Genomic DNA, 18,352 nt, shown 5'->3' with positions numbered 1-18,352 from the left:
CTGCGCTTAACCTGCGTGCAACGAGGGCAGCGTCACCGCGGGCACCGGCCGGTACAGTGCGCTGCCGATCTGCGTGGCGGGTGTGGACTGGCATTCGAGCAACTCGCCGCGAAACACCCGAAACCCGAGCGTGCCGAAGCGCACGCTGCCGCGCCGCCGCTCCACCAGTTGCGCCATATCGGGTGACAGCAGCGCCGCCACCTGGGCACGGGCGCGATGAATCTGTACGTTGACGTGCGATACGTCGGTGCCCAGCATGCGCGCGAGCACTTCGAGATCGACCCAGCCCTGCGATGCGGCGTCGTAGCCGGCCTGCACATCCGTAGAGCAGATCCGCGCCAGCGTGACGAGGCAATAGTGATGGGCGCGCTCACCGAGATCGGCGGTGCCGCCCCTTGTGTGCAGTACCGCCTGCACATGCTCCTCGTCGCGGCTCACGGTGAAGTCGATACGCTGCAGCGACACCGGCATGCCGGACGATTCGGGCAGCACCATCGTGGCGTGGCTGCGCGCCAGCACCAGCCGCCACGCAAGATCGCCCGATACGACCTCGTCGCCGTCGCGTAGCACGCGCAACGTCGAGGTGTCGTCGCACAGCCACTCGCCGTCGGCAGATCGAACGATCGTCACGGCCGGTACCGCGTCGCCAGGCAGCACGTGAGCGCTGTCGAGCACGATCGGCCGCGCGGGATCGCGCAACGGCCACAGCATGTCGGCGGGATCGTTCAGTTCGTCGACGTGCCAGTACGCCGCGCTCGCCTTGCTGAAGTGGATCAGATCGCCCTGCTGCAACACGACGCGCTCGCCGTCGCGCACGAGCGTGCCCGACACCAAGGTGCCGTTGCTGCTGTGATCGTGCAGTTCCCAGCGACCGCCCATCCAGCGGATGTGCGCGTGCATACGCGACACGTATGGATCGCCAATCACCGTATCGCAACGCGCGCCATCCCGCCCAAACAGATGATGCGTGCGCAGCAGACACGACTCCCCAGAGAAACTATTTTTGAGTGTCGCCATGGCCACACCTTCAGGAGGTCATTTCTTTATGGTTTCGATAGAGGTCAGTGAGGCGAATGAACATGGCCACGGGTCTCCCGCCATTTATCACCACCCTCGGTCACCGACATCTAAAGGCTTTATCCGTTGTATTTCGCATTTTCAGGATAGGCCAGTGAATAGTGCATGAGGAAAAATAAGCATGCAAGCGTTGAAATCGGCGATTCAAATCGAATAAAAATATGCGTACTGGATGACGCGCCACACTGATGTCGTAGCTGCCGACGGCTATCCGGCTATTGCCCGCGCTGCACGCTTGATTGCCCCGTTCGTTACTTCATTCACTGTCTCATTCTCGACCCAATTCATTGCCCGATTCGCCGCCGACACAATGCCGCAATACAGCTGTGTGTAAAGCCCGCTGCAAAGCCGCGGAAATGGCGCATTGCCTCGGTGTAATGGCCTGTAATTGATGCGGCGACTGCCACGTACCACCATGAATCAACTCAGAACGACAGGACATGTTCACGGGTTGACGGCGGTTCGCTAGTGCTTTTTCTGCATCCGCAGCAATCCTGCCAACCCTGTGCTCTGAGCCTTCGTTTCGATACCCATGCGTCGCGCTTTCTTCAATGAAGACGACCGTCGATCGAAGCGGACCCGTTCGCCGTCATTCGTGATTTTCAACTTTAGCTTTCCGCACCGAGGAATTCAAAATGAGCGCACTGACCTTTCTGAACACGACCCAATACATCGCCCAGTTCGTAGTGAACAAAGGCGAACAGGTTGTGGCCCGCCTGCCCGGCATCGCTCCGGGCGCTTCCCTGCAAGTTCCGTCCGACGACACCTACCAGGTCACCGCCAGCACGATCCTGGAAGGCAACACCTACACGTCCGCGCCCGCCACGGTCTCCGGGGCGATGGGTTTCGTCGCGCAGGTCAAGCAGAACAACCTGCAAGGCACGTACGACTTCGAAATGAAGGTCGAAGCCAGCAGTGCAGCCGATCAGATGGTCTTTCAAAAGACGACCATCGGCCCGGTGACTTTCAACATCTCGAAGAACGGCGTGTACCTGCAAAGCGTCGTCGTGCAGAACTCGTTCCTCGTCAAGACGCTGCAGATCGGCAGCACGTACTCGATGTACGCGGTGATCAACGGCGTGACGACGGACACCGCCCAGACCACCAACCCCAGCGCGGTCGTCACCGCGGAGCTCGACAACACCGATCTGGAGTCGGGTTACTTCACGCTCAGCGCGCTCTAAAGGCCGGAGCCGGGCGGCGCCGTTCGCGGACGTCGCCCGATCCGCCTCACGGCCCAGTAGCCCTGTATCTCCATCACGCGTCCAGGGAATCGACATGACCGCGCCCCGTTCCGCCCCCACGCTGCAGTTGCTCAATCGCACGGCCCAGCCGGCGCGTGCGCGGCTGCTCTGCGCGAATCACATGGTGTGGGACGTGTGGGTCACGGCGATGGGCGCAGTGACCGCGCCCGCATTCGTGCCGCCATGGCTGACGCTGGAAGCACGCGTGACCGAGCGTCGGACTCAGGTGACCTACCTGAGCATCGCGGTCGGCGCGCGTTCGGACAGCGCGATCGTCGCCCGCCTCGAGCAGCGCAACGGCGCGCGCTTCTTTGCGCTCGACACGCAGGAAGCCACCGTGGCCGGTGCGTTGCAACTGATCAACCGGAGCGACTGCCCGCTGGATTTTTCTGCCCGCTATTCCGGCAGTCCTTACGTGCTGACCGGCTTCGTCAACCCGGGAGCCGCACTGCAGGTCGCCTACTCGCTGCTGGATCTGGTCGTGGTGCAAAACGGCTGCAGCACGCAGCGCAGTCTGCCCACACCGGACGGGGCATGGGTCATCACATCTCCGCCCGAAACGGCAGGCTTTCCGGCGCTTGAGCGGCTGGACGCGCGCGAGCTTGCGGACCTTGCTTCGGGATACAGGTGAACCCATGAACGCGCTTTGCCTCGTCACGCTCCATCCGCCCGTACACCACTCCATGCTGAGGTAAACCATCATGCCGTTACTCGACCCCTACCCCATTGCGAAGCAGGCCGTTCCCAACTCATGCTGGGCGTGCGCTGCGCGATCGATCATCAACTGGTATCACAGCCAGGGACGCTCCGGACCCGTTCCGGTTTTTGCATCCGATCAGGAGCTGGCGACGGCATGGGCCAAGTCGCCAGCGGGCAAGCCGGTCAACGCCGACATCAACGTCCAGCAATCCGCAGCGGGGGCGCTCATCGACCTCGGCTTCGCCAACGGCATGGACGGCCGCCCGTTTCCCACGCCGGCCGAAATCTACGGCTCGATCAATATCGGCGAACCGCTGCTGGCCATCGTGGGGAGCACGAATCCGGGTGGCAAGCGCCAGCCGAAGTACAACAAGGGCCACTGGGTGGTGATCATCGGCATCAGCACCAACGATATCAGCGCCACGGTGAATGTCTTCGATCCGGACGACGGACTGATTCACAACGTGCCGTACAACGCGGCTACGTACCAGGCCGGTGTGTACTGGGAGAACACGTCGTACGTCTCCGAGTATTCCGTGTATGTGGAACAAGAAGATCCAGATGGAGTCGGCGCGACATCGACATCGACATCGACATCGACATCGACATCGACATCGACATCGACATCGACATCGATCCAACTCCAACTCCAACTCCAACTCCAACTCCAACTCCAACTCCAACTCCAACTCCAACTCCGACACCAACGCCGACTCCTACACCAACTCCTACACCGACTCCGACTCCGACGCCTACACCAACGCCGACACCAACGCCGACACCAACGCCGACACCAACGCCGACACCAACGCCCCCCACCACCCCATGGAAAGGCGAAATACGCGGCGGCGTCACGCTCGAAGTGGATTGGACACCGTCGAGCGACGGCCTGAGCGTCCAGTTGAAGATTTCCCAGACCAGTGGTCCCGGCGTACCGCGTGACTACCAGGCAACGCTCAAGAGCACACCCAGTGCCGCGGCTCAAGGCATCTGGCGATTCGGCACGGCCACCGAGCCGCTCGAACTGACGCTCACGCTCAGCAGCGTAGCGGGTACCCCAGGCGGCCCGGCGACGCAGGCCAATCTGTGGGCGTCCTATCCGCTCACACAGGCCGAAGGCGTGCACAAGGTGATCGCGTCCTGGCCGATCGGCACACCGCAAAACTGACGCCTACCGGAGTCCGTCATGAGCGAATCCTCCAGAGCGCCGGTGCCGCAAGGCGACGGCAAGTGGGACATCACCGCGCGTACCGGCGTGCTGCTGCGCGTGGTCTGGCGCTGGCAGGACAACGGGCAGCGTATCCAGCTGGAGTTAACCCAGCTGGCGGGACCCGGCGGCCCGCATCACTACACGGGAACGCTCGGTCTCGGCGCCACGGAGCAGCGTTACGCCACGTGGGCATTCGGCACGAACGACCCGCCCGTCGACGTCACGCTCAGCCTGCGCCACGAACACGAGGGTACGGCGCCGTTGCTGTGGGCCAACGTGCCCCTCAAGACGGATGAGTTCTACTCCGATGCGATCGCTCAATGGAAGCCGCAACCCACGCCGCCGATCCCGGTGCCACCGGAGCCGGACGAGCCAGACGATCCAGACGACGTGCTGATCGAAGCACTGCCCGGCGCCGCCGATCTCTTCCCGCTGCTGTGGCTGCGCCCACCCAGCGCCCTCGAACTCGCCGACGCGCTGCTGCGTTACATGCGCGTCCCCGATCCGTCGAGTCTCGCGCTGTACACGCAACTGGCCGCGCTCACGGGGCCGGGGTCCGCGGCGCAGAAACAGCAGGCGGCCACCGCGTTCTGCAAGACGTCTCCGCCGTTTATCGCCGATCTGTCCACGCAGCCCGCGCCGATCAACCGCTTGCCGGCCATCCGCGTCGCACTGCTCGCGACCGAAGGACCACGCACGCTGGACGAGCTGCTCGACGAAGCGCACCAGTTGCTCGGCGAAACCGTGAGCGACTTCCTCGCCAGCACAGTCTGCGTCAGCGCGCAGCAGGATGCGTGGCAAAGCGTATTCGCGCTCGCGCTGGTGGGCAGCGCCGCACAGGGAACGCTGGCCGCCGGACTGGTCGACGTGTTGCGCGTGCTTCACTACCTGCAGGCACTGAACGCGAAGAACCCCGCACTGTGCGCGCAAGACATCCGGCGCCTGCTGCTATACGCGACGCCCGCCCTGCCGGACGCGGTCGCTGCGGCGCCGCTCGCAGGCACCGTCGAAAAGCCGGCGGCAGAACCCGCCACGCCTGCCGATGCACCCGCCCCCAAGGTCACCGGCCAATGGTCGCTGCTCGGTGTCGGCGAGCTCGAACTGGCGCGCCAGCATCTGAAGGGCTATGCATCCGGCGAGCTCGCCGAGGTCGTCAACCTGATGCCGCGCGAACGCCAGGAGCGACACGAACGCAGCGTGCAAAGCAGCGAGCAGCAGACGCAGCAACGCGAAGCACGCAGCCGCACCGACGATCAGACGAGCCAGAGCGACGCCGCGAGCGAGCTCGCCGACACGCTGAAGGAAGCCATGTGCACCGAAGGACTGGTGCGCAACCTGAGCAACGTGACGCCGAGCTACAGCAACCTGAACCTGCTGCTCACCGGCAGCGCCGCCGACGGTTCCGGCAAGCTCAAGCTCGACGGCAGCAGCGTCGCGCGCCTGGTGCAGCGCATGAGCGAACAGGCCGCGCAAAAAGTCGCCGACCGCGTGAGCACCCAGCGGCGCGACGTCTGGCGCGAGTGGCATGAGCGGCGCGAATCGCAATCCATCGATAACCGCGACGGCGAGCGACTGGTCGGCGTGTATCGCTGGGTCGACCGCTTGATGCGGGTATCGCTCAAACCACAGGGGCGGCGCCTCGTTCTCGCATTGCAGATCGATACGCCAGCGCGCGCGTGGATCGCCGAGGTGGCGGCGCAAGGCCCGGTGCCGCTCGTGAAGCCCACGCAGCTGGCCGCGTTCGCGACCGCCGAAGGCCAGGGCTACACGCTCGTCACGCCCACCAACTACCAGGCGTGGGGCGCGCAGTACGGTCTCGCCGATCTGCCCGCGCCGCCCGCCGACCAGCTCACCGTCGCGGCACAGATCAACCGCGTAACGGTTGCCGATACGTCGCTATTGCGCATCCCCGATGGCTACGCCGTCGCTTCGGGTACGGCGACGCTCGCGCTCGCGAGCACCGCGTTCAGCCTCGCGGCGAGCGTCGGCGGTACGACACTGCCGGGCGACACGGTCGTGCCGCCGACGGCGATCACCGTCGTCGTACCGTCTGCGTCGTCATCGACGAGCGTCGGCAATCTGAGCGTCACGCCACCCGCACCGGGCACCGCATGGCTCGGCACGACGGTCTTCAAGAGCAGCGATCCTGTGATCGGTTTGCGCGGCGCGGTGCCGGTCACCGTGATGAGCGATGCGCCGCTGTTCGGCCTGAGTGTCGAACTGGTTTGCCAGCGCGTCACGCTGACCGATCCGGTCAGCAAGGCCGTCGTGGACCCGCTGCTGGTCGACTGGCAGATGCGCGTCTACAACCAGTTGCTGCTGGCCTGGCAGGAACAGACCCGTGCTTACGACAGCGGGCTCGCCGGGTCCATCGCGAGCGCCAGTGCCGGTCAGGGCGGCGAGGTACAGCGCCAGGTGTTGCAGGCTGCCTGCCTCGGTCTGCTGTGCGCGAGCAGCGCGACCACCGATCCGCAGGTTCTGACCGGTCTGCTCGACTGGTCCGGCATGAGCTGGCACTACGACTCGCCGGTGGCTGGCGCCGGTCCGCGACTGACCGATGCGCCCGCTGCGTCCGTGTTCACCGAGCCGGCTTCGGCGCGCCTGTTCCGCCGCTTCCTCGATGCGCGTGTCGCATGGGTCCTGCTGCCGCTCCTTCCGGATACGCAAACCGCCCTGCTGTTTGCGCTGCAGTGGCAGCCGCGCTGGCCGAGCCCGCCGCTGCCGCGCCCCGACGGCATCGCCGATGTACCGGTTAGCGGCTCGACAGTCGCGCCGCTCGAAGAACAGCGCAGCAAAGACGTGCCCGCTGCCCTCGTGCGGCCCGGCTGGACACTGCGCCTGCCCTTGCCGCTCATCTACCTGCAGGCCGGCGACGCGCTGCCGCGCTTTGGCCCGCTCCCCCCACTCAAGGAGGTCCTATGAAACTCCCTCTGCTGCGTCCCCACCCCGCGCACGACGAATGGCCGATCGGCGCGGTGATTCCCTACGCCGGACTACTGGCGAACACGGACACAGACTCCGCCACGCTGAACCAGATCCGCACGGATCTGAGCCAGAAGGGCTGGCTCTATTGCGACGGCAGTTTGTACTCCGCGCAGGCGTACTGGCAGCTGTATGGCGTGATCGGCACGAGCTTCGGCGGCAATGCCACCGACTTCAACGTGCCCGATCTGCGCGGCCGCTTCGTGCGCGGCGTCGACGGCGGCGCAGGTAACGATCCGGATGCGGCCACACGCGTCGCCAATCCGGCGGGAGGCGCGTCCGGCGATCACGTCGGCTCGTATCAGGCCGACGCGTTCCAGGGCCACGAGCACTTTTATACGTCGACGATGGAAAGCCCCGATACCGCTGAGCCTGCGGGCAGCCCGGTGCTGATGCCGCAACCGGATCAGGTCACGACCAGCGTGACGACCGACGGTACACACGGCACGCCGCGTGTGTCGTCCGAAACGCGCGCGCTGAACCTCGCGCTGAACTATCTGATCCGCTATCGCTGAACCTCGCGACAAAAACGGCGGAGCGATCCGCCGCAGGTTGTTCCACCCCCGTCGTGCTCTCTACCGCAAAAGGAGTGCTCTCATGAAAGTCGCCATCATTGGCGGTGGCCTTGCCGGCATCGCTGCTGCCTACACACTGCTCGCGAACAGCAAGGTTACCGAAGTCCATCTGCTCGAAGCCACCGGCCGCTACGGCGGACGTGCGTGCACCGACACCACGTCGATTGCCGGTTTTGCGTTCGACAAGGGTGCGCAGTACATCCAGGACCCGGGCATCAATCCGTTGACGCAGATTGCAAAGCAGCTCGACTTCGAAACCGTCGAGGAAGAAGCCGATTACATGTTGCGCGTGGAAACGGGCGACGGGTGGGTAAGCGAGGAGCCATTCCGCAATCGCGATGTTCAGCACGTCATCGACAGGATCGAGGTTTCCTACGAGAAGGCGCGCGAGCATCCCAATGTCATCGTGTCGGCGAGACCCGACAAAGTCGACAACGCCGAACTGTTCGGCCATGCGGCCTCGACGTATGGGCCGTTTACCGAATCGGCTGAAAGCTGGCAGTACATCGCAGCCGACCGCGCACGAGAAGCCGGGGGCAACCACGGGCCCAATCTCTTTGTGAAGAGAGGTATAGGCAGCCTGGTCGCCGCTTATGGCGAGGACATCAGGTCAAAACGCGGTGATCGTTACTTCGAGCATTTCGAAGCTATCGTTTCGAAGATCGTCTACGACGATACCCAAGTAACGCTCGGCTTCAACAGCGAGAGCCTGGTCGTGGACGCCTGCATCGTCACGGTGCCGGTGTCGATTCTTGGCAACGACGGCATCGCCTTCGCGCCGGAGCTCCCACCCGCCCACCGCAACGCGCTCACCGTGCTGCGTCTTGGCTCCTACAAGAAGCTCGCGCTGCGGCTACGCACGCCACCGGAGGATATCGTCCCGGGCACCAACTACTTCCTGATCGAAAACGAACCGGCCGGCGTCTGGCAGTACTACCGCCTTCCTCATGCGCCCGACGTGCTCGTCGCGCATGCCGCCGGGGATTTCGCTGCCGTACTCGACGCCATCGCCGATGACGAGGTCATCAAGCTCTTCAAGGACCGCATCAAAACTGCTTGCAAAGACGTGTGCTTCACGACCGGCGAGGCGATCACGAACTGGAGCAAGGAGCCGTTCGCGCGTGGGGCGTATTCGTATACCGCGTTCAAAGGCGGCGGCCCCGACGACCCGGATGCACTAGCAGCCCGCGAGACGTTACGCAAACCGGTGAAGCGCCTGTACTTCGCAGGCGAAGCAACCAACATCGAGTACTACGGCACGCTGCAGGCCGCCTATTTCGAAGGCGTGCGCGCGGCGCAAGAGGCGTTGACCTGAAGCGGTCCGGCCCGCCGCTTGCGCTTTCGACGGACCACATTCATGCAGGATCAACCGCAATTGAAGGAGTGAAATCATGCGAACCGATCTCGAAGGAAAAACGCGTCGCGCATCATCGGCCGGAGGTTTGAATCCGGAAGGCTTGTCTTTCCCCGCGTCCGGCAGCGGACCCGCGCTGCACTCGGCCGTGCAGCGCGCGCACGAACGCATCAGCATCGCGCTGGCGGACGGAACCTGTCGGCTGCCCATCGTGCTCTGCTATGTCGACTACGTGTACGACTGCCTCGCGATCGGTTTCGCCGACACGACGGCAGCAATCCGGCGCGCGCATCGGGAATTGAGTGTGCTGGCAGGCGGTGTGCCGATGCGCGCGTTTCGCTGCGCACCGGCGGTACGTCATGCCAACAAGACCGGCTACAACCGGCCGCTTGTGGGCGGGTTGCTGCTGTGGTGTCCGGCCGGCGGCGGCACCAACGGCAAGGGCACACTGTGTATCGCCGCGACGCGTTCGGGCGTCGCGGGGTTCGTAACCTGCGGACATGTGGTCGGCGCACAAGGTAGCGATGTCTTCCAGCCCCAGAGCACGTCGCAACAATTCAAGGTCGGGACGGCCACCGAAGTCACCAATTACAACGGAGTGGCCGCCAGCGACAGCGCATTCGTCACGCTTGAAGCAAGCGTACAGGCGACGGCAAACGCAATCTGGAAAAGCTCGAGTACGAACTATACGGTGACCGGCATTTCCGCCGCACCTCGCTTCGGTACGGATGTATCGATGCAAGGTGCCTCGACGGCGAAAACGCTGCGTAGCGGAAAAATCCGCGGCGACAACGTGACCGTCACGTTTTCGGACGGCGGCACACTGACCGGTCAACTACTCGCGGACTATCAAAGCGAAAAAGGCGACAGCGGTGCGCCGGTATTCACCGATCCTCAGGCCGGGTCATCGGTGGAGTTGATCGGAATGAACGTCGGGGCCGCCGAGCCGGGCGACACCAATCCCACGCCAGACCCGAAGTGGCTTCCTGCAGACGGCGCCTACGCGATTATCAGCCCGTGGGCCAACATCAAGAGCGATCTGGGCCTCGACTGAGTCTCGCTCTGTAAAGACCTTGAGGACACGGTCGGGGCAAGCTTCACTGCCCGGCCCGACCGTATCCTCTTCAGATCAACCATTCATCAACCGCAGGACGGCCCTGCCTTCTTGCACGCATCCGCCAGCTGCGGCGGCGGATCTTTCTTGAACACCGTCTTATAGGACTCGAGCACATTCGACTGCACGACCGGCAGCGACTGAACCCCGATCCAGGCCGGCGGCGTTTGCCCGATCAGCGACTTCATCATCGCGAGCGCTTCGGCAACGCCCTGATCGTATGGACGTTGCGAACCGGTTGCCTTCAACGGTCCACCTTTGGCAATTTCGATCGCGGATTCAAGGCCCAGGTCGACAGTCGTAACCGGGATATTCAGGCCCTGGGCGCGCATCGAGGTCAAGGTATCGAGCGCCGGTTGATCCCACACCGCGAACACGCCCTTCACATCGGGATTCGCCGTGAGGAAGTCGCCGGCAATCTGCCCGACCTTCGACGGATCCGTGAAGTCGACCTGCTTGATCTTGATGTCGGGCCGGTTCTTCTTCATCCAGTCGTTGACGGCCTTGGTGCGCTCCTTCGTGCTGAAGTAGTCGACACCGAAGTTGACGAGCCCGACCGTGCCACCCTGCGGAATGCACGACGCGAGCACCTTCGCGGCGATCTGGCCGTTGCCTTCGCTGTCGGCGGACACCATCGCCGAGTATTGCTCCGGATGACGCAGTCCGCCCGGCACGTTATCCATGAACACCAGCTTGATACCGGCCGCGGACACCTTCTTGTACGTCGCGGCCGTCGCCATGCCGTCGACCGGAATCGAGATGATGCCGTCCGGATGCCGCTGAATGGTGTTCTCGATATCGGCGATCTGCTTGTCGACCTGATACTCGGCCGATGCGGTGCCGATCACTTCGACGCCGTATTTCTTCAGCGTATCGGTAATGCCCTGCACCTGCAGTTGCGACCAGTCCAGATTCATCGTCTGCATCGAAATGCCGACCTTGAATTTGCCTGCTTTCACCTTGGCTGCTTCGGCGGCACTGAGCTGCACGGTATCGACGGAGGCCGCTTTTTCGCCATTCGGTCCTTGCCCGACGATCGTCTTCGGTCCGATCGTCGCCGGCGACAATCCCTTCATGCACGTCTGCGCACTGGCGCCGGACGAAGCGAATACCGCCAGGCTTGCCGCTGCAATCACACTGGCCCACACCACGCTCGAGACACGACGTTGTTTCATGATTCCCCTCCGTTGGTCTTCATGTATTGAGTCTCCTGATTGTCCTGACTTGCCCGACTACTGCGAACCGTTCACACCCTGCGTCACTTCTTCGTAAACGCCACCGCCGCGACGATGATCGCCCCCTTGATGACGAGCTGCAGCGACGAACTGACGCCGAGCAGCACGAGGCCGTTGTTGAGCGTCCCGATGATCAGGCTGCCGAGCAACGTCCCAAGCACAAACCCGCGCCCGCCGAACAGACTGCAACCGCCGAGCGTCACCGACGCAATCACATCGAGTTCGAGCCCCTGCACCACATCGGGCCGCGCCGCGTGCGAACGCGCCGACAGCACGAGCGCCGCAACACCCGCGAGCATGCCGGTCAGCACGAACGCCAGCGTAGTGACGCGCCGGATGTTGATGCCCGAGTACAGCGCCGCGGTCGGATTGCCGCCCGCCGCGTAAACCTGGCGGCCGAACACGCTGTAATGCAGCAGCAAAATGCCGCCGGTCACCGCGAGTCCGGTCCAGATGATCGGCACCGGCACGCCGGCGATGTCGCCTTCGCCGAAGATCGAGATGAATGAGTCGTTGGTGATGATGACGGGGCGCGTCGTCGTGAGCAGCAGCGCGAGCCCGCGTGCCGCGCTGAGCGTACCGAGCGTGACGAGAAACGAAGGAATGTTCAGTCGCGTCGTGATCACGCCGTTGATCAGCCCCACCACGGCGCCCGTGCCGATACCCGCCACCGCGCCGATAAACCAGTTGTCGCCGATGTACGCCATCGCCAGCGCCGCGGACATGCCCGACAACGCAAGCGTCGAACCCACCGACAGGTCGATCTGCCGCGCAATGATCACGAACGTCATGCCGATCGCGATGATCGACACGAGCGCGGTCTGGCGGCCGATGTTCAGAAAGTTGTCGATGGACAGGAACCACGGCGACGCGACGCTGAAGACGACGAGCAGGATCGCAAAGGCGAAATAGAGCGCATATGGTCGGTCGCCTTGCAGCAGCAATTGCGCGAGCCGTCGTGCGCGGCTCTGTTGCTGCATTTGCGAAACCTGCTGGTCGGTGGCCAGCGACGGGACGGAGTCGTTCATGTTGCGTGCTCGTTCGAGGACCGCGAGAGTTGAATCAGATGATGAAGCTCTTCGGCGTTGGCAAGCGTCGCGCGCTCGACGGTATCGACAATGCGGCCGTCGACCACGATGGAGATGCGATCGCACAGACGCAGCAGTTCGTCGAGATCCGACGACACGACGAGCACGCCGGTTCCGGCCAGCGCCGCGTCGTGCACGACACCGTAGATTTCTTCGCGCGCGCCGACATCGACGCCGACGGTCGGTTCGTCGAGCAGCAGGACAGCCGGCCGCGGATGATTCCACTTGGCGAAGACGACCTTCTGCTGATTGCCGCCCGACAGAAACTTGACGTCGGTGGACGCGCCCGGTGCTTTCACGGCTAGCTTCTTCATCGCGCCCTGCGCCTGCTGGAGTGCAGCGCCGCTGCGCAGCCAGCCCCAGCGCGAGAAATGCGCAAGTCGCGGCAAGGTCAGATTGCGTTCGATCGAATGATCGAGCACGAGCCCCTGGAGATGACGATCTTCCGGTACCAGTGCGATCCCGAGCTTGATCGCATCCGCGGGCGTATGGCGCGCAACCGTGCGACCGTCGATCGCGATCTCGCCGCTATCGGCGGAACGCAATCCGAACACCGTTTGCAGGATCTCAGTGCGGCCACTGCCGATCAATCCCGCAAGCCCGTGAATCTCGCCTTTGCGCAGCGTGAGGCTCACATCGCGCAGCCGGTCGTTGCTGACACCGGACAACGTGAGAACCGGTGTGCCGACAGCGGCTGCAGGATCGTTCGCGGCAGTACCGCGACGCTGTTCGCGCATCTGCACCGCGGCGTGCCCCGGACCGACGATCGCTGCGACGAGCTGCTTCATGTCGGTATCGGCGGTGGCGAACATGCCTGCGTTCCGGCCGTCGCGGAATACGGTCACGCGCTGTGAAATACGAAACACCTCGTTCAAGCGATGCGTGACGTAGATTACGCCCACGCCGCGATCGGTTACCGCGCGAATCGCGTCGAACAGGATCTGCTCTTCGCCGCCCGTCAGCGCCGAGGTCGGTTCGTCGAGGATCAGCACACGCACGTCGCCCATCAGCGCCTTGCAGATCTCGGTCATCTGCCGGTAGGCAAACGGCAGCGAACCGACCGGCACACGCGGGTCGAGTGGAATGCCGTGTTCGTGCAGGAAATCGCTGACTTGCGCCAGCAGTGCGCGTTTCTTCACGAAGCCGAGCCGGGTGCGCGGTTCGCGCCCCAGCATCAGGTTGGCCGCCACAGAAAGCGACTCGACCAGACTCAGATCCTGGTAGACGACGGCGATACCGGCATCGCGCGAGCGGGCGGGAGAATCGAACGCCACTTTCTGACCGGCGATCTCGATGGAGCCTTCGTCGTAGGTGTGCACACCACTGAGGATCTTGATCAGCGTGGATTTGCCGGCGCCGTTTTCGCCAAGCAGCGCATGGACTTCGCCGGGCAAGACTTCGAGGTCGACGCCGCGCAGCGCCTGTACGCCGCCAAACCGTTTGGTGACGCCCGCCACGCGGACCAACGGCGCCTGAGACGGCACCTGAACTGTTCGCTCGGGCGATGAACTGGCCGCGGCCGGAACCGGCGCACTCATCTCGTCTGTCTCCTTCGTCGGCGCGACGAAATTTTTATGTAGCGCGATCGGGTGTCGCGAAATCGATTGTTATCTTGTCATCATCGAAATGATGCGTCAATAACATTTATGGCCGGTTTGGCGTGCCATCTGCATATCAAAGCCCGATATTCGATCGCCAGATGTAATGATCGTAACAACCGGAGCGCGTGTACCGACCTCAGAAGAACCCAAAAAGAAACGCCCTCGGGGCAAGCGAGGGCGTTTCAGAAACAGGGCGATCGTATCGGTTCAGCGTTCCTCCACACGATGCACGTCGCGGTAGCGCAGCATGGCGCCGAGTTGCTGCTCCTTCTCAGAATCGAATCCGCAGACGCCATCCCACGCCGGCGGGTTCTCATACGTACCGAACATCATGTCCCACCACGTGATATCGCCGTAGTTGTTCTTATGATGCGCGTACTCGTGATGGATGCGATGCATCTCCGGGCGCTGAAAGACATATCCGACCCAGCGTGGCGTGCGGCAATTCGTGTGATAGAAGAACTCCCCGACGGCCGTGCACAGCGTATAGACCGCACCCGCTTCGGGCGACATCCCCAGCAACGTGTACACGAGCACACTGCCAATCACTGAATTGACGATCATCTCGCCCGGATGCTTGTAGAACGACGTGATCACTTCGAGCCGCTGCGCGCTGTGGTGAATCTGGTGGAACCCACGCCAGAGCAGATCGTATTCGTGACGCCAGCGATGCCACCAGTAAAACACGAAGGTCGCGATGAAATACGCCAGCAGGCCGGCGGCCACCGGCGATAGATGCGCCGACAGATGAAAAAGCGATCGCGATGAAAACCATTGCTGCCACGTCAGTCCCGCTGCGACCACCACACCCAGCTGAACCCCGTTGAGCAGCAGTACACGCACGCCCCACGTGCGCACATGTGGGAGCGTCCAGCCTGGATTCATCCGCTCCAGCGCGAAGCAGAACCCGAACAGGAGAAAAACGATGATCAGCATGAGCGTGCCTCCTGATCGATCGAAGGTTGCGTGCGCGCAGTCGTTTCACTGCCGGAATCGCGGACCACACGAAGATGCGGACTGTCCAGCACGCTCGCCGGTGTGACGGTAAGGCGCCGCCATGGAATGCGGCCGAAGTACCAGAGCCGCCAGAAACCGAGCCTCGGATCAGGATTACGCTCAAGCAAGGTCGAGAAGGTCTCCGTCTCGCCGAGCTGGATGCCCGTCGCTTCCTCGATAACTTCGCGCACGAAGCGCGAGCAGAACTGGCGTCGCGAATGCAGGTTGAAGCCGGTGTCGTAGAACGTGCCCATTCGCCTCGTCGTCGCCGCGATCAGTTTGCTGCGGTGCCGACTGTCGAGCGGTATCGCGAGCCTCGCGATGGTGTAGCGGCCGTTTTCGGAGCGCTCCAGAAAACGCTTGATGCGGGTAGTGCGAGCAAACGGAAAGGTGCTTTCCGCGATCAGCGGATCGTCGCCCTGCGCGTCGACAACGATGCCGACATGATTCGTCCACGAAAGCGTGGCATAAGCCACTTCGAGAAACGGACGCGCAGTCACGCGGATAAAAACGAGATCCCCGACTTGCAGGTCATGCACCGGCGACACACCGGACGCACCGTACGCTCCCGCCGCGTGCGGAACGAGACGGGAGCCTGCATGCGCGTGGTCCCCACCACTTACATCGGTTGTCCGGGTGCCGGTGGTCATACTGGTCTCCATGGGCTAACAACGGAGGCCAGCATGCTCCGTGGTCGCACTTTTTGCACTTTCAATGTTTTTATTTGACTAGAATCACACTCACGGTATCGTATCTCGATACCTTTACTGCCCCACGCACCCACATCATCAGAGCCCGGCCATGACCGAGATTACCCAGATCATCGCAACCATCAAGCGCCGCCTCAAAACCGAAGGCATGACCTATCGCGACGTCGCTCAGGCGTTGCGTCTGTCGGAGCCCAGTGTGAAGCGGCTACTGGCCGGAGGACGCCTGACGATCGATCGTCTCGCGCAGTTCTGCGACCTGTTCGGGCTGACCATGGCGGAACTGTTGCAGGAAGCCGAGCTGGCGGTGCCACGTCTGCACGTGCTCACGCGCGACCAGGAAGCGCAGCTCGTGTCGAACGAAAAACTCTTGCTGGTGGCTGTGTGCACGTTGAATTACTGGTCGCTCGAAGACATGGTGTCGAGGTATCAACTGTCTAAAGCCGAGTGCATCAAGCATCTACTCGTGCTGGATCGTATGGGCTTTGCGAATCTCAAACCCGGCAACCGCATCCGCTTGCTGGTCGCACGGGACTTCGACTGGCTGCCGGATGGGCCGATCCGCCAGTACTTCCTGCAGCGGGGACTGCCCGATTTCATGGAAAGCCGGTTCGACATGCCGGAAGAATCGATGGATTTCGTGCATGGCATGTTGACTACATCCGCCTATGCGCAACTGCAGGCCGAATTGCGCAAACTGCGCCGCAAATTCACGTCGTTGCACGATGAGTCGGCGACCGAGGCATTGAGCGAGCGGCACGGCACCGCGCTTTTGCTGGCGATGCGCGTGTGGGAGCCGGATGCGTTCAGAAAACTCAAGCGGCCAGCGGATGCTGGCGAAACCGGGGCCCAGGGCGTCCGGCGTGAGCAACACTGACTCAAGGAGAGCAACCGTGAGAAAGCTGATCTTGCAAATGCAGATGTCGGTCGACGGCTATGTGTCCGCCGCCAATCAAGAACTCGACTGGCTGGTCTGGAATTTCGGCGCTGAATGGAGTTGGGACGAGCGGTTGAAGCAGGACTTCAACCGCGTGTTCGAATCGATCGATTGCATCCTGCTGAGCCGCAAGATGGCGGAAGAAGGTTATCTGAGCCATTGGGGCAACGCGGCAAAAAATTTTCCCGCCAATCGCCATTACGCTTTCGCCCAACGCATCGTCGATGTCCGGAAAGTCGTGTTGACGAACAAGCTCGATGAATCGCAGTGGGACCGCGCCGCGATCGCCAGCGGTGATATGACTGCGGAAATCACCGCACTGAAAAGCCAGGGTGGAGGAAACATCATCACGTTTGGCGGAGTCGGTTTTGCTTCGGCACTCGTCGCCGCGGAGCTCGTCGATGAATTCCAGTTCTTCGTGAACCCGATCGCGGTCGGGGCCGGACGCTCTGTATTCGGCGATTCGCGCGAGGGCACCCGCCTCAGGCTGATCCAGTCGGATGCCTATGACTGCGGAATCGTCGTGAACCGGTATGCGCCAGGCCGGTAGCGATAGCGCTCAGCCCAAGCTAGCTCACAGCCCAATACAAACGGCCCCCGCCGCAATCACGACACACGAAACAAAGCGCGCGAACGTCACCTCTTCCCGCAGGAACAGACGGCCGATCAGCACGGCAAACACCACGCTGGTTTCGCGCAGCGCCGACACCGTGCCCATCGCGCCGAACTGCATCGCCCAGATCACGATCCCGTACGCCGCTATCGATACGACACCGCCCGACACCGACGTCCCGATGTCGGCAAACGACGCGCGCAGCGCAGAGCGACCGCGCTTCGCGATGAAGATCGCGGGCATCAGCCAGTAGAACGCGAACATCCACGCGGTATACGCAATCGCATGATCGCCGGCACGTCGCACGCCGATCCCGTCGATCACCGTATATAAGGCGATGGTCGCTCCGGTAAGCAGCGCCGCGACGATGCTCTCGCGCGACGGCCGCCGGCGCTGCAACGCAAAGCTGATGATGCCGCACGACACCAGCGCAATGCCGGCGGCCTGCAAGACGTGGATCTGTTCGTTGGCAAATATCGCCGCACCGAGCGCCACGAGCATCGGCGAAGAACCGCGGGCGATCGGATACGCCTCGCCGAGATCGCTGCGTTGGTACGCATACACGAGGCACAGGTTGTACAGGCCGTGAACGAGGCCGGACACGGCGATGTAGGGCCACGCGGCCTGCGCCGGAACAGGCACCGAGAGCGCTACCGCCGTGGCGATCGATGCAATGCCGATGCTCATCCATGTCATCGACAGAAAACGGTCGCGGTTGCCATGTAGCATCGCGTTCCATGTGGCATGCAGCAGCGCGGCGAGCAGAACGAAGCCGCTCATGGAACTGATCATGCGGTACCTCGATACGGAAAAACGTCGAAGGTTGAATTTTAAACGTATAGACGTTTATACGTATAGATGTACTTGCACAGGTACTTGTGCAATGCGTTGCACGAGGCTACGAAGCGCCGCTGCAGCAC

The 18,352-nt window shown here is 62.8% G+C and carries 17 protein-coding genes; 10 read left to right on the top strand and 7 right to left on the bottom strand.

All coding sequences use genetic code 11. From position 1 onward, the window contains the following. Positions 1 to 6 precede the first annotated feature (6 nt). Positions 7 to 1,017 carry an FHA domain-containing protein gene (locus tag M0D65_RS08590; RefSeq protein WP_091006826.1) on the bottom strand — a complete coding sequence of 337 codons (1,011 nt, stop codon included), beginning with the start codon at positions 1,015 to 1,017 and terminating at the stop codon, positions 7 to 9. 695 nt (positions 1,018 to 1,712) lie between these two features. Here M0D65_RS08590 and M0D65_RS08585 point away from each other — a divergent pair. The 8 genes from M0D65_RS08585 to M0D65_RS08550 all read left to right on the top strand — a co-directional run bounded on the left by M0D65_RS08585 (position 1,713) and on the right by M0D65_RS08550 (position 10,195). Further along, a complete protein-coding gene (locus M0D65_RS08585; RefSeq protein ID WP_091006828.1) occupies positions 1,713 to 2,261 on the top strand; it encodes a hypothetical protein in 549 nt (182 codons plus the stop codon). Positions 2,262 to 2,355: 94 nt separating this feature from the next. After that, positions 2,356 to 2,952, top strand: a complete 597-nt coding sequence (locus tag M0D65_RS08580; RefSeq protein ID WP_266252276.1) for a hypothetical protein — start codon at positions 2,356 to 2,358, stop codon at positions 2,950 to 2,952. Between the two features lie 70 nt (positions 2,953 to 3,022). After that, entirely contained in the window at positions 3,023 to 3,913 is an 891-nt protein-coding gene (locus M0D65_RS08575; protein ID WP_266252275.1) for a papain-like cysteine protease family protein, read from the top strand. An 8-nt stretch (positions 3,914 to 3,921) separates the two neighbouring features. Then, entirely contained in the window at positions 3,922 to 4,188 is a 267-nt protein-coding gene (locus M0D65_RS08570) for a hypothetical protein (RefSeq protein ID WP_266252274.1), read from the top strand. An 18-nt stretch (positions 4,189 to 4,206) separates the two neighbouring features. Beyond that, a complete protein-coding gene (locus tag M0D65_RS08565; protein ID WP_266252273.1) occupies positions 4,207 to 7,152 on the top strand; it encodes a hypothetical protein in 2,946 nt (981 codons plus the stop codon). Continuing rightward, positions 7,149 to 7,727 carry a phage tail protein gene (locus tag M0D65_RS08560; protein WP_266252272.1) on the top strand — a complete coding sequence of 193 codons (579 nt, stop codon included), beginning with the start codon at positions 7,149 to 7,151 and terminating at the stop codon, positions 7,725 to 7,727. Before M0D65_RS08565 ends, M0D65_RS08560 begins: the two co-directional genes overlap by 4 nt. Before the next feature lie 82 nt (positions 7,728 to 7,809). After that, complete coding sequence (locus M0D65_RS08555; RefSeq protein ID WP_266252271.1) at positions 7,810 to 9,102, top strand: NAD(P)/FAD-dependent oxidoreductase; 1,293 nt, start codon at positions 7,810 to 7,812, stop codon at positions 9,100 to 9,102. Between the two features lie 76 nt (positions 9,103 to 9,178). Beyond that, positions 9,179 to 10,195 carry a hypothetical protein gene (locus M0D65_RS08550; protein ID WP_266252270.1) on the top strand — a complete coding sequence of 339 codons (1,017 nt, stop codon included), beginning with the start codon at positions 9,179 to 9,181 and terminating at the stop codon, positions 10,193 to 10,195. An 86-nt stretch (positions 10,196 to 10,281) separates the two neighbouring features. Here the strand turns inward: M0D65_RS08550 and M0D65_RS08545 are convergent, their stop codons facing one another. The 5 genes from M0D65_RS08545 to M0D65_RS08525 form a co-directional block, all read right to left on the bottom strand. Next, the gene (locus tag M0D65_RS08545) at positions 10,282 to 11,430 is read right to left on the bottom strand and encodes a substrate-binding domain-containing protein (protein WP_266252269.1); all 1,149 of its coding nucleotides are present in this window, start codon (positions 11,428 to 11,430) and stop codon (positions 10,282 to 10,284) included. An 83-nt stretch (positions 11,431 to 11,513) separates the two neighbouring features. After that, entirely contained in the window at positions 11,514 to 12,518 is a 1,005-nt protein-coding gene (locus M0D65_RS08540; protein WP_266252268.1) for an ABC transporter permease, read from the bottom strand. Continuing rightward, a complete protein-coding gene (locus M0D65_RS08535) occupies positions 12,515 to 14,116 on the bottom strand; it encodes a sugar ABC transporter ATP-binding protein (protein ID WP_266252267.1) in 1,602 nt (533 codons plus the stop codon). Before M0D65_RS08535 ends, M0D65_RS08540 begins: the two co-directional genes overlap by 4 nt. A gap of 270 nt (positions 14,117 to 14,386) precedes the next feature. Continuing rightward, on the bottom strand, positions 14,387 to 15,115 hold the full coding sequence (locus tag M0D65_RS08530; RefSeq protein WP_266252266.1) for a sterol desaturase family protein: 729 nt from the start codon (positions 15,113 to 15,115) through the stop codon (positions 14,387 to 14,389). Then, the gene (locus M0D65_RS08525; protein ID WP_266252265.1) at positions 15,109 to 15,825 is read right to left on the bottom strand and encodes a YebB family permuted papain-like enzyme; all 717 of its coding nucleotides are present in this window, start codon (positions 15,823 to 15,825) and stop codon (positions 15,109 to 15,111) included. The genes M0D65_RS08530 and M0D65_RS08525 overlap by 7 nt, the downstream gene beginning before the upstream one ends. Positions 15,826 to 15,976: 151 nt before the next feature. Here M0D65_RS08525 and M0D65_RS08520 point away from each other — a divergent pair, with 151 nt between their 5' ends. Then, positions 15,977 to 16,759, top strand: coding sequence for a helix-turn-helix domain-containing protein (locus tag M0D65_RS08520; RefSeq protein ID WP_266252264.1), 783 nt, complete (start codon positions 15,977 to 15,979; stop codon positions 16,757 to 16,759). Positions 16,760 to 16,775: 16 nt separating this feature from the next. Then, entirely contained in the window at positions 16,776 to 17,369 is a 594-nt protein-coding gene (locus tag M0D65_RS08515) for a dihydrofolate reductase family protein (protein ID WP_266252263.1), read from the top strand. 24 nt (positions 17,370 to 17,393) lie between these two features. Here the strand turns inward: M0D65_RS08515 and M0D65_RS08510 are convergent, their stop codons facing one another. Next, positions 17,394 to 18,224, bottom strand: coding sequence for a DMT family transporter (locus M0D65_RS08510; protein ID WP_266252262.1), 831 nt, complete (start codon positions 18,222 to 18,224; stop codon positions 17,394 to 17,396). Positions 18,225 to 18,352 lie beyond the last annotated feature (128 nt).

Origin of the sequence: Paraburkholderia sp. CHISQ3 (assembly GCF_030464945.1) — a bacterium.
Taxonomy (GTDB): domain Bacteria; phylum Pseudomonadota; class Gammaproteobacteria; order Burkholderiales; family Burkholderiaceae; genus Paraburkholderia; species Paraburkholderia megapolitana.
Note: the sequence above shows the minus strand (reverse complement) of the source record. Positions and strands in the feature narration are given on the sequence as shown.

Coding starts and splice junctions, on each gene's coding strand:
- M0D65_RS08530 (WP_266252266.1), bottom strand. CDS start 15,115: ATGCTGATCATCGTTTTTCTCCTGTTCGGGTTCTGCTTCGCGCTGGAG.
- M0D65_RS08575 (WP_266252275.1), top strand. CDS start 3,023: ATGCCGTTACTCGACCCCTACCCCATTGCGAAGCAGGCCGTTCCCAAC.
- M0D65_RS08590 (WP_091006826.1), bottom strand. CDS start 1,017: ATGGCGACACTCAAAAATAGTTTCTCTGGGGAGTCGTGTCTGCTGCGC.
- M0D65_RS08555 (WP_266252271.1), top strand. CDS start 7,810: ATGAAAGTCGCCATCATTGGCGGTGGCCTTGCCGGCATCGCTGCTGCC.
- M0D65_RS08580 (WP_266252276.1), top strand. CDS start 2,356: ATGACCGCGCCCCGTTCCGCCCCCACGCTGCAGTTGCTCAATCGCACG.
- M0D65_RS08545 (WP_266252269.1), bottom strand. CDS start 11,430: ATGAAACAACGTCGTGTCTCGAGCGTGGTGTGGGCCAGTGTGATTGCA.
- M0D65_RS08525 (WP_266252265.1), bottom strand. CDS start 15,825: ATGACCACCGGCACCCGGACAACCGATGTAAGTGGTGGGGACCACGCG.
- M0D65_RS08550 (WP_266252270.1), top strand. CDS start 9,179: ATGCGAACCGATCTCGAAGGAAAAACGCGTCGCGCATCATCGGCCGGA.
- M0D65_RS08585 (WP_091006828.1), top strand. CDS start 1,713: ATGAGCGCACTGACCTTTCTGAACACGACCCAATACATCGCCCAGTTC.
- M0D65_RS08540 (WP_266252268.1), bottom strand. CDS start 12,518: ATGAACGACTCCGTCCCGTCGCTGGCCACCGACCAGCAGGTTTCGCAA.
- M0D65_RS08535 (WP_266252267.1), bottom strand. CDS start 14,116: ATGAGTGCGCCGGTTCCGGCCGCGGCCAGTTCATCGCCCGAGCGAACA.
- M0D65_RS08510 (WP_266252262.1), bottom strand. CDS start 18,224: ATGATCAGTTCCATGAGCGGCTTCGTTCTGCTCGCCGCGCTGCTGCAT.
- M0D65_RS08565 (WP_266252273.1), top strand. CDS start 4,207: ATGAGCGAATCCTCCAGAGCGCCGGTGCCGCAAGGCGACGGCAAGTGG.
- M0D65_RS08520 (WP_266252264.1), top strand. CDS start 15,977: ATGACCGAGATTACCCAGATCATCGCAACCATCAAGCGCCGCCTCAAA.
- M0D65_RS08560 (WP_266252272.1), top strand. CDS start 7,149: ATGAAACTCCCTCTGCTGCGTCCCCACCCCGCGCACGACGAATGGCCG.